Here is a 14,570-nt window from a genome sequence, read left to right on the forward strand (position 1 = left end):
TATAATAGAGATTGTGCCCATGTCTGATCAGCCCCCTCTGCAACTCAAGAGCCAGAAGTTCCGCGAAGCGCGTGAAAAGGACTGGAAGGCGCTGGCCAAACAGATCGACCGCGCCGAAAACGGCGGTTTGCGCAAATTCACCACCGAGGAATTGCTCGAACTCCCGGTGCTGTACCGTTCGACCGTGTCCTCGCTGTCGATGGCACAGTCGATTTCGCTGGATCACAACCTGATTACCTTCCTTCAGGCCCTGTGCGCGCGCGCCTACGTCTATATGTACGGCCCGCACGCCCGGCCCGGCGTGATGGTGCGCGACTTCTTCCTGCGCGACCTGCCGCGCTCGGTGCGCGCCCTGTGGGGGGAACTGGCCCTGTCTTTCCTTTGTCTGGCGCTGGGGATTGTGGGCGGCATACTGATGTGCATGGCCGATCCGAGCTGGTACGACCCGCTGGTCGGCGGCATGTCGCAAGGGCGAGACCTGAACGCCAGCGTTGATGACCTGCGCAAGACCATTGGCGGAACGGACAACGGCGAACCTCTGGCGGCTTTTTCGGTCTTTCTGATGAGCCACAACACACAGGTCACGCTGTCGGCCTTTGCGCTGGGGGTTATCGGCGGCCTGCCGACGGCCTTCCTGATGATTGTCTTCGGCATGTCGGTCGGAGCGATGGTGTGGCTGTTTGCCTCCAAAGGGCTAGGGCCGGATTTTGTCGCCTGGTTGTCGATCCACGGCACGACGGAGCTGACGGCGGTCGTCATCGGCGCGGCGGCGGGCTTTCATCTGGCGCGGCGCATCATGTTCCCCGGCCACCTGACGCGTAAGGCGGCCCTGTCCGACGCCGGGCGACTGGCCGGGACGGCCATGCTGGGGGCCATGCTGATGCTGGTCATTGCCGGCTTTATCGAAGGGGTGGCGCGTCAGACGGTAACCGAGATGTGGGCGCGGTTTGCCTTTGGCGGCGGGATGGCTGCGCTGTGGCTGTTTTATTTCCTGGCCGTTGGGCGTGCGCACAAGGTCCGTCCGCAGAAGGTGACGCATGGCCAGACCTGACCTGATGAAGGGTGGGGCAGTGACCCTGCCGTCGCTGAACGGGCCGGTGACGCCGGTGACGACGCCCGAAGGCGTGGTCCTGTCGTTTCGCACCGCTTCTTTCGCCTCGCGTCTGGCGGCGCTGCTGATCGACTTTCTGATCATCGTTCTGGTGCCGGTCCTGCTGGTGATCCTCTATATCCTTCTGCCGTTCGAACATGTGAAGTTCGACAACGTGAACATGGATCATCCGTTTGTTCAGGCTTTGCTTATCCTGTTTGTGCTGATCGGCTTCTTCCTGCGTTCGGGCTATTTCACGCTGTTCGAATTGGGGCCGCGCGCCGCCACGCCGGGCAAGCGCATCATGAAGATCCGCGTCATTTCGCACGATGGCGGCCACCTGACGCCGTCCGCCGTCATTACCCGCAACGCCCTGCGCGAGGTGGAGCTGTATCTGCCATTGACCCTGGCGCTTCAGGCCAGCGTCAATGGCGGCTGGCTGTCTCTGGTCGCGCTGATCTGGGCCCTGACCCTCGCCCTGTTGCCGCTGTTCAACAGCTCACGGGCGCGGCTGGGCGATTTCCTGGCCGGGACCCGCGTCGTCCATGTGCCGCGCGAACGCCTGAGCTTCGATCTGGCCGAACAGGCCCCGGTGGGCTCGCCGGGGCTGATCTTCAGCCCCGAACAGATCAGTGTTTATGGTGAAAAAGAGCTGGTTGTGCTCGAAGAGGTCCTGCGTGAGAAGCGTCCGCCCACCCTGCGCGCCGTCGCCGACCGCATCAAGACGCGCATCGGCTGGGTCGAGCCGAAGATCGCCAGTGAGGTGCCGTCGGACGAAGCCTTCCTGCGGGCCTATTACGCCGCGCTGCGCGCTCAGCTTGAAGGGCGGATGCTGATGGGCCGCCGCCGCAAGGACAAGTTTGACGACTAGATCCGCTCTGATTCTGGGCAAAGCCGTTTCAGTTGAACACATCGGCGGCGCTGTCGGCAGGCTGGCCTTCCCTGGCCTGACGCAGGCAGACATAGGCGGCGACGCTGAACACCAGCGAAAAGGCGTCGCTCATCGTGCTGATCAGGGTGGACGCTCCGATGAGCAGGGGCTGGGGCAGGCCCTCACCCACAAAAATCAGCGGGGCCTCGGCAATGGCGCCCACGACCCATTGCAGCAGGCCGAGGCACAGATACACCCCCAGCAGCGACCAGCGATGCCCGCGCGTCAGGTCGAAGCTACGCTGTATGGCCTCGAAAATGCCGGTCTTGCCTTCGGCAATATAGGCGGTGCAGGCCACCGACAGCGCCAGCATCAGTATAATGCCCGGAACGATCAGCAGGAGGAATCCGAGCCCGATCATCAGGCCGCACAAAACAAACAGGATCATCAGGGGAACAATATTCACCAGACTGCGCCGCAGGGCTTCACCCAGTCGCCACTGCGTGCGGGCAATGCCGGTCACCGCAATCTCCGTGATGACCGAATAGTTGATGAGGTAAAGCGCGACGCTCAGCACCGCATAGAGGGCCGTCGGCCAGCCCTGAGTGAACAGGGATTCGAACAGGCTGTCCGTCGTCTGGCCCGTCAGATTGTAGAGGTACAGAGCCCCAAGTACCGACGGCAGGCCCATAATGAAAAAGGCCGTGCCGAAGACCAGCACGAAGTGACGGCCCAGAAGCTCGAAACTGCGGTTGAAAATAGCTGAAAACATCGTCACCCCCCGGACAGGCTGGCGAGCCTAGTATCGTGAATTTGAAGTTCGGTTCATTCTGATATCGAGAGCCGGGCGAACTTCAAATTCAAAAACGATACTAGATACAATAATTTGCTAGTGTCCTGTTGAATCTGAAATTCGCCAGAGAGCGATATCAAGCGCATGCGAATTTCAGATTCAGGACACTAGCCCGTGCGTCCGGTCCTGACAAGCCGCGCGCAGATCAGCCCCAGGTCTCCTTCGCCCCCTTGCGGCGCGCCAGGGTGTGGGAGATGGCATTGGCACGCGGCGGGATTTGCGCGGCGGGCTTACCGAACAGCCAGCCCTGACCGTGGGTGATGCCGAGATCGCGCGCCAGACGCACCATGTCTTCGCTCTCGATCATTTCGCCGATGCACTGACACTTCAGTTCATGGCACAGGACGCTCAGCGAATGGATCAGGGCGCGCTGACGCGGCTGGGTGAGGGCGGTCTTCAGGAACGGCCCGTCGATCTTGATATAGTCCACGTCGAAGCGGCGCAGATAGTTATAGGCGGCGGCCCCCGACCCGAAATCGTCCAGACAGATCCTGTAGCCGCGACGGCGCAGATCGGCGAGGAAGCGCGCGGCGTCCTCCACATCTTCGACCATGTGCGATTCGGTCAGCTCGAACATCAGACGGTTTTTCAGCGACGGCTCGGCCTTCAGACGCGCGCTGAGGCGGTCGCGGAACTGGGCGTTCTGAACCGACAGGCCGGACAGGTTCACCGCGATCGACTCGCCGGCATATTGCTTGAGGGCGGTGATCGCCTTGTCGCAGACGGCCAGATCGAATTCGACCGCCAGACCCACCTGCTCGGAAAACCGCACCGTGTCGTAGGAGTCCATGCCGCCGTTGAAGCGCAGCAGGGCCTCGTAATGCTGCACCTCGCGCGTGGCGATGTCCACGACCGGCTGATAATGCAGGGTGAACTGACCGGCGGCCAGTACGGCCTTGACGCGGGCATACTGATCCACGGCGGCGCTGATGGCGGCGTTCAGGCTGTTTTGCAGGTCGCGCGCCTCTACGGTCGCCGTCTTGGTAAACTTGTCCACGACGTAGGAGAGCGCCTTGGCCACGCTGTCTTCGCTGAGGTGGGTGGTGTCGAGCGACAGGGTGACGATGCTGGACGAGACGCGGTCCTTCTTGACCCCGGCATTGTTCAGCACCTGCTGAATGTCGCCCATGAGCTGCGCTTCGCTGACCGAATCGGGCCCCTGACCGGACATCAGGCCGAACTCATCGTCCCCCAGTCGGGCCGCCGCACCGGTCGGCCCGGAGGAGGCGCGCAGCAGGGCACCGATTTCGCCCATGAGCTGTTCCGAGCGCGATTGCGGCATCTCGCCCATGGCATCGCTGAGGCCGTTGAGGCGGATCAGTTGCATCTCCTGCAACATGGCCGCGCCTGAACCGGCATCGCCCGGCTTGATCGAACGCGAGGCCATGTGCTGAAATTCGCACAGGTCGAGCAGGCCCGAAATATCGTCGCGTTCCGGCAGCGCCTTGACCAGTGGCTCCGACAGCACGGTCACCGTCACATAGGTTCGGCCGCGATCGGGCAGATAGCAGGCCCCCAGATTGACGTGGATCGGCTTGCGGCCATCGGGTTTTAGGCGCACCGTCGCCGGGTCTATGCGGCCGATTTCGCGCGCCCGGGCCAGAAGGCGGGTGACCAGAAACCGGTCGGCAGGCGGGAAAAGGGAATCAATCGCCTGACCTTTGACGCTTTGCGCGTCTTCGGCCAGAAGGGCATTGGTGGCCCCGACCGTGCGGGCGATTTTTCCGCTGGAATCGACCTCAACCAGAAGATCGGCCGCCGCCAGAGAAAAGGCGATGTAACGGTCGCGCTGGTTTTTATAGTCGTCGCGGTCGGGCATGCAGCCAAAAGTCCTTGTGCCGGTGCATACCCACCGATGATAGCCTCGTCACCTAAGCAGAAAATACTTAATAAAGCCTCTGCAAAACGCTTGGCGCACGTTGACAGTACAGACTTGTCTGTCAGAATCTACAGCCTTCACAAGGAGCGTTGGATATGGCCGGAACCAAAACAGGCGTCAGGGATCGTATTCTTCAGACGGCCTTGCCTTTGTTTATCACCCAGGGCTTTCGCGCCACGGGTATTGACCGCATCATCGCCGAGTCGGCGGTGGCCAAGGCCAGTTTTTACCGTCACTTCCCGTCCAAGGACGATCTGATCCTCGCCTGTCTCGAACGCGGCCATATCTCGCATTTTGCCGCCCTGAAGATCGCGGTGGAGGCGGTGGAGGTCAAATCGCGCCCCCTGTCCCTGTTCGATGCCTTGCCGGACGTGTCCGAAGCGACGATGCGCGGCGACCTGCTGATCACCGCCACGGTCGAATTCGGAACGGCCAAGCCGGCCATTGCCGATGTCGTGGCCGCCGCCCGGCGTCAGTTGCGCGAATGGTTCGACGCCTTGCTGACCGAAGCCGGCTACGCCGATATGGCCGAAACCCTGTCGCACGAGTGGCTGCTGCTCTATGAGGGGGCCATGATCGGTGCCCTGCGCGAAACACCGGCTCAGGCGGCGCGCTGGGCCCGCGCCAATGCCGAGCGCAGCCTCCAGCAGATCCAGCTCAAGCGCCTTCTGAGCAAAACCCTGCCGGGAACCTGAAACGATACGTCGAAACGAAGGTCCGCGAAGCCAAAAGAGTGAGCGGTTTTCGACCAAACACCACAGCCAGATAAAAACGAGAGCGGGATGGCTAAAACCCTCCCGCTCCGGACCCGCCCTCTGCCGCCCATCGCTGTTAACACAATCGAAAAGCCTTCCGTGGCAAGGCTTTTGAGAAGGTGTGCAAAACGTACGCTGTGGGACACGGACCATGCTGAGAGTGATAGCCTGTTTACGGGATCAGCACGACTGGGCGCTGGTCGTGCTGGCAGCGATTGTCTGCGTTTCGGCCTCTTTTACCGCGCTCCGACTGGCCCGCCGGGCGCAGGACCAGTCCGGGGCGGAACGCTGGCGCTGGGTCGCCACCGCCGGGCTGGCCGCCGGGTTCGGCATCTGGGCGACACACTTTATCGCCATGCTGGCCTATAGCGCCGGTGTGGCCACCGGCTATGATCTTTTCAAGACCTTCCTGTCCCTGCTGATCGCCGTCACCATCACCGGTTCGGGGATTGCGCTGGCCGTTTCCGAAACGAAAGCCATTTGGCGCGGCGTGGGCGGGGCCCTGCTGGGTCTGGGCGTGGCGGGTATGCACTACACCGGCATGTCGGCGCTCATCGCTCCGGCTCATATCGGCTGGCACACGGAGCTGGTCGCGGTCTCCGTTCTGCTCGGCATGGTGTTTGAGGCCGCCGCCCTGTGGCTGGCGACCAGCCGTTACCGCTATGCGCAAAGCGGCGCCACGGGCCTGATGGTGCTGGGCATTGTGGCGCACCACTTCGTCGGCATGGGCGCGGTCGATGTGGTGCCCGATCCGCGCATCGGCACGGGCGGGCTGATGCTTGATCCGGGCAGTATGTCGATCACCGTCGCCGTAGTGGCCATTGCGGTCATGGGCCTGTGTATCATGAGCCTGAGGCAGCGTCAGCGCTTCGAGGCCGTTGTCGCCGCCAATGAGCGCCACATGCGTATCCTGATCGACTCCGTGCGCGACTACGCCATCTACATGCTCGACCCGCAAGGGCGCGTTAGCAACTGGAACGCCGGGGCGCAGCGTTTCAAGGGCTATGAGGCATCGGAAATTGTGGGGCAGTCCTTCGCTTTCTTTTTCCCCGAAGCCGACCGTCAGGCGGGTAAGCCTCAGGCCATCCTTCAGGAAGCGCTGACGCAGGGCCGCTACGAAGAGGAGGGGCAGCGGGTGCGCAAGGATGGCACGACCTTCCTGGCGCATGTGGTCCTGACGCCGATGTTCGAGAGCGACGGCACGCTGATCGGTTTTGCCAAGGTCACCCGCGACATCACCCAGCGCCGGGCCGAGCGCGATAAGCTGAGGCGCACCACGCACAATTTCGACACCGCCCTGTCGCATATGTCGCAGGGCCTCAGCCTGTACGACGCCGATCATCGCCTCGTCTTCGCCAATCCGCGCGTTTACAGCATGTTCGGCAATGACCCGAACATGGCGCGTCCGGGCACGCCTTTCCGCGAGGTGCTGGGCAATATTCTGCGCCGCGCGGGGGCGACCGACGCGCAGATCGAGGCGCGCTATCAGACGCATATGGCGCTGATTGCCCAGCCTGAAGGCGGGACGCTTGTCTCTGAAACCCCTAATGGGACGGTCCTGTCGGTGACCTACCGGCCTCTGCCGGAAGGCGGCTGGGTGACGACCATCGACGACATAACGGCGCGTCGCCGCGACGAAGACCGCATCGCGCACATGGCGCGCCACGACGGCCTGACGGGGCTGCCGAACCGCGAGCACTTCAACCAGCACGCCGACCGGGAGCTGGAACGCGCGGCGCGTATGGGGCAGAAGGTGGCGGCGGTCGCCATCGACCTGGACCGATTCAAGGAAATCAACGATGTGCGCGGCCACGCCGCTGGCGATCAGGTCCTGAAAGTCATTGCTGAGCGCCTGCAACGCCTGTGTGGCGACACCGAGTTTGTGGCGCGCATCGGCGGCGACGAATTTGCCTGCGTCAAGGCGTTCGCGGAAGCGCGCGAACTCAGCGATTTTGTCAGCCGTCTGGACGCGGCCTTGCACGACCCTATCGACCTTGACGGGTTTGAGGTCTCTCCCGGCGGGTCGATGGGCGTGGCCGTCTATCCCGACGATGCCGACGGGCGTGAGCCTTTGATGAACAATGCCGATCTGGCCCTGTACCGGGCCAAGGCGCAGCCGCGCATAAACGGCCATGAGGCCGTCTGTTATTACGAAGCGCGTATGGACGAGGCTGCCCGCGACCGCCGCGCGCTGGCCAAGGACCTGTGGCAGGCCATCGCCCGTGACGAGCTGCGCGTCCACTATCAGGTGCAGCGGTCGGTCACGTCGCAGGCCATTACGGGCTATGAGGCCCTGCTGCGCTGGCAGCATCCGCAGCGGGGCTTCGTCAGCCCTGCCGACTTCATCCCTGTGGCCGAGGAGTGCGGGGCCATTCTCGACATCGGTGAGTGGGTCCTGCGCACCGCCTGTGCCGAGGCCGCCACCTGGGCCGATGGGGCCAAGGTGGCCGTCAACCTGTCCCCTGTGCAGTTGACCCATCCCGATCTGGTCGGGCTGGTGCAGTCCATACTGATCGAAACCGGCCTGTCGCCGCGGCGTCTGGAACTGGAAATCACCGAATCGACCATCATCGGCGATAAGGCGCGCGCCCTGCATATCCTGCGTCAGATCAAGGGCTTCGGCGTCACCATCGCCATTGACGACTTCGGTACGGGCTATTCGTCGCTCGATACGCTCAACGCCTTCCCCTTCGACAAGATCAAGATTGACCGCTCCTTCCTGATGGAGGCCGAACAGAGCCCGCAGGCGCGCGCCATCATCCGCGCCATTCTGGCGCTGGGGCGCAGTCTTGAGGTGCCGGTGCTGGCCGAAGGCGTGGAAACCCTCACACAGCTTGAACTGTTGCGCAGCGAGGGTTGTGACGAGGCGCAGGGCTATTATTTCGGGCGTCCGGCCGCCCAGGTTCTGGCGGAAACCGCCCCGGAGCGCCTGACGGCGTGATCTGTAGCCACGATCGAAGAGGCTGAGCGGACCCGGCCGGATTATAAATTTTGAAACCGGATGTTGGAACGGGCGACGGATTTGTAAGCGCCTACCGTAACAGCTAGTGGTGCACATCCTGTTCTGGCCGCAAGCGCGCCGCCTCTGGCCCTTGCGGCTTTTTTTCTGCGAGCCGATCAAGGCTTGTCACGGGCACGGATGTGGGCCAAGACACCTGACCAGAGACGTCGCCTGACCAAGGGTTTTCATGCTGTCCCGCTTCTTTATCGACCGTCCCATCTTTGCCTGGGTGGTGGCCATTGTCATCATGCTGGCTGGCCTGCTTTCGATCCGTACCCTGCCGGTAGAGCAGTACCCGGACATCGCCCTGCCGCAGGTGCGGGTCAATGCCTCCTATCCGGGGGCGTCGGCCAAGACGGTCGAAGATTCGGTGACTCAGATCATCGAACAGGGCATGACCGGGCTTGATCGGCTGAAATATATCACGGCCTCGTCCTCAGACAGCGGTTCGGCCAATGTCACCCTCGTGTTCGAAGCGGGGACCAATATCGACACCGCTCAGGTGCAGGTGCAAAATCAGGTACAGGCCGTCATCAACCGCCTGCCGCAGGACGTGCAGGCGCAGGGCGTGCGCGTCAACAAGGCGTCCAACAACATCCTGCTGGTCATTTCGCTCTACTCGACCGATGGGTCTCTGACCAATGCCGACCTGGGTGACTATCTGGTATCCAATGTGCAGGACACGCTGGCCCGCGTGGACGGGGTGGGCGAAAGCAATGTCTTTGGCTCCGGCTATGCCATGCGGATCTGGCTCAACCCTGAAAAGCTGGTCGGGTACAATCTGACGCCCGCCGATGTGGTGACGGCCATCCGCGCCCAGAATGCACAGGTGTCGGCCGGACAACTGGCGGCGCAGCCGACGACCGACGATATCGCGCTGAACGCCACCATCACCTCGCAGTCGCGCCTGACGACGGCGGATGAGTTCAAAAACATCATCGTCAAGAGCGATACGTCCGGCGCCACCGTCTATCTGCGCGATGTGGCGCGCGTCGAACTGGGGCAGCAGAGCTACGACTCGATCAGCCGCATCAACGGTCAGCCTGCGACCGGCATCGCCATCAGCCTCGCCACCGGGGCCAATGCGCTGAAGACCGCCGAGCTGGTCAAGGCCGAGATGGAAAAGCTGTCCAAGACCTTCCCCAAGAATATCGCCTACGCCATCCCCAACGACTCGACCGACTTTATCAAGCTGTCGATCAAGGAGGTGGTGAAGACCCTGATTGAGGCCATCGTGCTGGTCTTTATCGTCATGTACCTGTTCCTGCAAAACTGGCGCGCCACGCTGATCCCGACCATCGCGGTGCCGGTCGTGCTTCTGGGGACGCTGGGGATTCTGGCGGCCTTTGGCTATTCGATCAACCTTCTGACCATGTTCGGTCTGGTGCTGGCCATCGGTTTGCTGGTCGATGACGCCATCGTTGTCGTCGAAAACGTCGAGCGCGTGATGCACGAAGAGGGACTCGATCCGAAGGCCGCGACGCGCAAATCCATGGACGAGATCACCGGGGCGCTCATCGGCATCGGTCTGGTCTTGTCGGCCATGTTTGTGCCCATGGCCTTCTTCGGCGGCACGCAAGGCATCATCTATCGCCAGTTCTCGATCACCATCGTGTCGGCCATGGCCCTGTCGGTGTTTGTGGCCCTAGTGCTGACGCCGCCGCTTTGCGCCACCATCCTCAAGCCGGTCGATCATCAGAAGCACGCCCAGAAGAAGGGCTTTTTCGGCTGGTTCAACACGAGTTTTACCCGCGCCAGCCACGGCTATATGGGCTCGGTGGGCGGCATTATCCGCAAGCCGCTGCGCTATCTGTTCGTCTATGCGGCGGTGGTGGTGGCCTGCGGCATGATGTTCCGCGTCCTGCCGACCTCCTTCCTGCCGGATGAAGATCAGGGCTTCATGCAGACCATCATCCAGTTGCCCGTCGGCACGACGCGCAAGACGACGGACAGCGTGGTAGCGAAGGTCGAAGCCTATCTGCAAAAAGACCCGACGGCGCGCTACGTCTTTGCGCGCGTTGGCTCCAACGGGCAGAATCAGGGGCAGGTCAATATCCGCATGAAGCCGTTTGAGGAGCGCAAGGGCAGCGACCTGCGCGTGCCGGCGGTGATCGAACGCGCGCGCAAGGAATTTGCCAAGCCTGAATACCGCAATGCCCGCATCATTCCCACCCAGCCGCCGGTGGTGCGTTCTCTGGGGGATGCGTCGGGCTTCTCTTTTGTGATTAAGGATGTCGGCGGCGTCGGGCCGGAGGCGCTGTTGTCGGCGCGCAACGACTTTATCCGCCGGGCCGAAAAGGACCCGCGTCTGGGCTCGGTGCGTTCGGGCGGACAGGACTACACGCCGCAGCTCAAGATCGACATCAATAAAACCGCCGCCGGGGCGATGGGCGTCAGCGTGTCGGACATCAACGCCATGCTGGCCGCCGCCTGGGGCGGATCCTATGTTAACGACTTCATTGATCGCGGGCGCGTCAAGCGGGTCTATGTGCAGGCCGATACCCCCTACCGGATGCGTCCGGAAGACCTGAACCGCTGGTATGTGCGTAACAGGGACGGGGCCATGGTGCCGTTCTCGGCCTTTGGCGCGACCCGCTGGCAGGCCGGGGCTCCGACGCTGGAACGCTATAATGGCTCGCCCTCGACGGGCGTGCAGGGCGCGGCGGCGGACGGTGTGTCGTCGGGCGATGCCATGGCCGCGGTCGAGGATCTGGCCACCGGCCTGCCCCAGGGCACGGCGATCGAGTGGACCGGCCTGTCCTTGCAGGAACGCGAGTCCGGGGCGCAGGCCCCGGCGCTCTATGCGCTTTCGGTGCTGGTCGTCTTCCTGCTGCTGGCCGCTCTCTACGAAAGCTGGACCATTCCGTTCTCGGTCATTCTGGTCCTGCCTCTGGCGGTTCTGGGGGCGCTGGTGGCGACGTGGGCGCGCGGCCTCGACAACGACATCTTCTTTCAGGTCGGGTTGCTCACCACCATTGGCCTGTCGTGCAAGAACGCCATCCTGATCGTCGAGTACGCCCGCACGCTTCAGGAACGCGGCATGGGTCTGATCGACGCCACGCTTGAAGCCTCGCGTATCCGTCTGAGGCCTATCCTGATGACCTCGTTCGCCTTCACCTTCGGCGTCCTGCCGCTGGCTCTGGCCAATGGGGCCGGGTCGGGGGCGCAGCACGCCATTGGTACGGGCCTGATCGGCGGGGTTCTGTCGGCGACCCTGCTGGCCATCTTCTACATCCCGCTGTTCTTCGTGCTGGTGCAAAAGCTGTTCAACCGCAAATACCGTAACGAAGTCAAAAAGGCCTGAGCCGGCCTGCGAACCGGTGCGCCCCCTGCCGAACCCGGCGGGGGGCGTTGTTGTGTCCGGAGCGTAAAAAACAGTGGCGACGGTGCGCAGGTCATGTTAGCGTTATCACAACGATAAGCGGCAAAAGCCACACCCGTTCGAAACCCCGCCGCAGAGCGGGATTCGCCAAACGCACAGTGAGAGGAAACAAAACCATGAACTTGACCGGCTCTTTCCGGCAGGCAAAACGTGACCTGTCGAAGACCCTTGGCCTGGCGCTTCTGGCCGTGGCCACAACCGCCCTTCCGGCGCTGGCCCAGAATGACAAGATGGTGCCGATCGCCATTCCGGCGCAGCCTGACGCCATTGTACTGAATACCGGGCCGCTGCCCGGCGCGACGGCGACGGAGTCGTGGCACAGCCAGTACGGCAGCGTGTTCGCCCGTAACGTCACCGTGGCAACCCTGACCCCCTTCCTGCCGTCGCCGGAAAAGGCCACAGGGGCCGCTGTGATCGTCGCCCCGGGCGGCGGTTTCCGCACCCTGTCCATGCAGAACGAGGGCTGGGACGTGGCCAAAGCACTGGCCGACCGGGGTGTGGCAGCCTTCGTGCTGAAATACCGCCTCAACCAGACGCCGCAGGACATGGCCGGCTTCGAAGCCTCGATGCGCGAGATGTTCGCGGGCGCCGCCCGTCCGGCACCGCCCCCACCGGCACCAGGCGCAGGGGGTGCCGAAAATCCGATGATGCGCATCGCCCCGCAGATCGCCGATGCCCGGGCCGCTTTTGCGCTGGTGCGTTCGCGCTCCAAGGAATGGCATATCGACGCCGACCGTATCGGCATGGTGGGCTTTTCCGCCGGGGCCATGCTGACCATGGCGACCACTCTGGCCGGTGAAGATGCCAAGCCGGCCTTTATCGGTGACATTTACGGCCCGCTGGCGGCGGTAAACGTTCCGGCTGACGCCCCCCCGCTGTTTATCGCTCTGGCCGCGGATGATCCGCTGTTCGCCCACGGCGACTTCGGTCTGGTGCAAAGCTGGCAAAAGGCCAAGCGTCCGGTCGAGTTCCACTATTATGAGCAGGGCGGCCACGGCTTCGGCATGTATCAGAAGGACACCACCAGCACCGGCTGGTTCGATGCCTTCGTGCGCTGGATGACCATGCACGGCTATCTCAGCAAGCGTAAATAACCGCCCGCGTCCAAACAGGGCGCCCTTAAAAGCCAAAGGCTACCCGGTCGTGCGCCGGGTAGCCTTTTTTGACTGTATGTCCGCCTGTAAATCAATCCAGTGCGCCGATAAAGGGCAGGCCGCGCAGACGCCCGCCATCGTCCAGACCATAGCCGACCAGATAGCGCTTGGGCGCTTCCCAGCCGACATAATCGGCTTCGATCTGGCGCTCGACGGGCTTTGAGGCCATGACGGCGGTCAGCACCTCGGTAGCTCCGGCGCGCAGCAGATGGTCGCGGGCAAATTTCAGCGATGCGCCCGTATCCAGCACATCGTCCATGATCAGCACCTGCTTGCCTGTGACCGGGCGTTGCAGATCGGCGCGCAGGATCATCTCGCCGCTCTGGCGACCGTCGCCATAGGAGGACAACCACATCGAATCGAAACCGATACCCAGACCGTGGCGGGCCAGAGCGCGCGTCAGGTCGGCGGCGAACCAGATGCCACCGGTCAGAAGGCAGACGCCGACCGTGTCTTCGGTCAGGCGAGGGGCCATCTCCCTGGCCATAGAATCAATGCGCGCGGCGATATCCGCCTCGCTCAGGAGAATGTCGTAGGTCATGTAAACTCGGTAAAAGCTAGTGATGAGCGTCGGCAGAGGGCGCGCCGTGCGCGGGCCGCAGCTCGGCTGGCTTTTCCGTAGCATGGTCAGTCGCGGTTGTCGCGTCTCCATGCGCGTTTTCCGCCGCGGGCGCGGCGTCGTCATGTCCGGCCTCGGCCGCGGCCGCGTCGTGGCCGCCTTCCGGAGCCGGTGCGGCGGCGTCGTGACCTTCGGCCCCCTGCGCCGCTTCGCCGTGCCCGCCGCCGGTCCCGTTCATCAGGGAGGGACGCACGCGCGCCAGATCCTTGGCCGCCTGCATGTCGAAGGCCAGCTTGATATTCTTGACGCGGTTGGCCGGATCGGGAATGTCAAAGGTCAGGATGCGCGTTTCATTGGCCTCCAGGGTCAGGCCGAGAGGCGGGATGAGGGTCGTATCGAGCGGATGCGAGTCCTTGTCCATCAGATCGACGCGCACCGGCGGCACCGGATTGGCCTCATCGCGGATGTTTTTGACCTTCAGCGTCACCGTGGCCACGAAACGCCCGCCGCGCAGCGTGTTTTCGAGCTTCGAGTCCAGCACGTCCAGACCGGCGGCATTGACCGGTATCCCCACCGCCGCATAGGCACCGCCCAGACGCGGAAAGGCGCGCACCAGATCGACGCGCAGCAGGAAGGCCGTGCCCAGCATGACGATGAAGGTGGCCGCCAGCGCCCCCCAGATGACGCCCTGCGCCATCAGGGCCTTATGCCGCTTCTGGCTTTCGATCATGTCGCGGTACAGCGACGGAATCTTCTTCGCCTTGACTTCCTTCAGCCCGGTGGCAGGCTTCTCCACGGCCTTTTCGATCGGCAGCTCGATTGGCTCTTCAGGCTTTTCCGCGTGCCAGGTCGTCTTGCACGACGCGCAGCGCACGGTGCGGCCCTGAGGCCCCAGTTGAGCCTCATCAATCGCGTAACTGAGCGCGCATTTGGGACAGGTCAGAAGCATGCCGGACGAATCACTACATAAGGCCCGTTAACCAAACGGGTGCTTAACCTTTTTGGCCGAAAAGCATTAACAAGACC

10 protein-coding genes are annotated in these 14,570 nt (G+C 63.0%); 6 read left to right on the forward strand and 4 right to left on the reverse strand.

The window, feature by feature from the left end; genetic code table 11:
• Positions 1-19 precede the first annotated feature (19 nt).
• Positions 20-1,051, forward strand: coding sequence for a stage II sporulation protein M (locus AACH73_RS11760; RefSeq protein ID WP_272742297.1), 1,032 nt, complete (start codon positions 20-22; stop codon positions 1,049-1,051).
• Positions 1,038-1,961, forward strand: coding sequence for an RDD family protein (locus AACH73_RS11765; protein ID WP_272742296.1), 924 nt, complete (start codon positions 1,038-1,040; stop codon positions 1,959-1,961). The genes AACH73_RS11760 and AACH73_RS11765 overlap by 14 nt, the downstream gene beginning before the upstream one ends.
• A gap of 28 nt (positions 1,962-1,989) precedes the next feature.
• Here AACH73_RS11765 and AACH73_RS11770 read toward each other — a convergent pair whose 3' ends face one another.
• Entirely contained in the window at positions 1,990-2,733 is a 744-nt protein-coding gene (locus tag AACH73_RS11770) for a YciC family protein (RefSeq protein ID WP_272742295.1), read from the reverse strand.
• 226 nt (positions 2,734-2,959) lie between these two features.
• A complete protein-coding gene (locus AACH73_RS11775) occupies positions 2,960-4,633 on the reverse strand; it encodes an EAL domain-containing protein (protein WP_272742294.1) in 1,674 nt (557 codons plus the stop codon).
• Between the two features lie 155 nt (positions 4,634-4,788).
• Between AACH73_RS11775 and AACH73_RS11780 the strand changes: the two genes are divergently transcribed.
• From AACH73_RS11780 to AACH73_RS11795, 4 genes are all read left to right on the forward strand, one after another.
• Positions 4,789-5,388, forward strand: a complete 600-nt coding sequence (locus tag AACH73_RS11780) for a TetR/AcrR family transcriptional regulator (protein WP_272742293.1) — start codon at positions 4,789-4,791, stop codon at positions 5,386-5,388.
• Positions 5,389-5,599: 211 nt separating this feature from the next.
• Entirely contained in the window at positions 5,600-8,389 is a 2,790-nt protein-coding gene (locus AACH73_RS11785) for an EAL domain-containing protein (protein ID WP_338736034.1), read from the forward strand.
• 247 nt (positions 8,390-8,636) lie between these two features.
• Positions 8,637-11,753 (forward strand): efflux RND transporter permease subunit, encoded by a 3,117-nt coding sequence (locus tag AACH73_RS11790; protein WP_272742291.1) that lies wholly within the window; start codon positions 8,637-8,639, stop codon positions 11,751-11,753.
• A gap of 194 nt (positions 11,754-11,947) precedes the next feature.
• Positions 11,948-12,925, forward strand: coding sequence for an alpha/beta hydrolase (locus tag AACH73_RS11795; protein ID WP_272742290.1), 978 nt, complete (start codon positions 11,948-11,950; stop codon positions 12,923-12,925).
• Between the two features lie 91 nt (positions 12,926-13,016).
• On the opposite strand, the gene AACH73_RS11800 is transcribed toward AACH73_RS11795, so the two are convergent.
• Together AACH73_RS11800 and AACH73_RS11805 are read right to left on the reverse strand one after the other, a co-directional pair.
• A complete protein-coding gene (locus tag AACH73_RS11800; protein ID WP_272742289.1) occupies positions 13,017-13,526 on the reverse strand; it encodes a phosphoribosyltransferase family protein in 510 nt (169 codons plus the stop codon).
• A gap of 16 nt (positions 13,527-13,542) precedes the next feature.
• Positions 13,543-14,493 (reverse strand): MJ0042-type zinc finger domain-containing protein, encoded by a 951-nt coding sequence (locus tag AACH73_RS11805; protein WP_272742288.1) that lies wholly within the window; start codon positions 14,491-14,493, stop codon positions 13,543-13,545.
• Between the last annotated feature and the right edge of the window lie 77 nt (positions 14,494-14,570).

Source organism: Asticcacaulis sp. DW145 (genome assembly GCF_037101385.1).
Classification (GTDB): Bacteria; Pseudomonadota; Alphaproteobacteria; order Caulobacterales; family Caulobacteraceae; genus Asticcacaulis; species Asticcacaulis currens.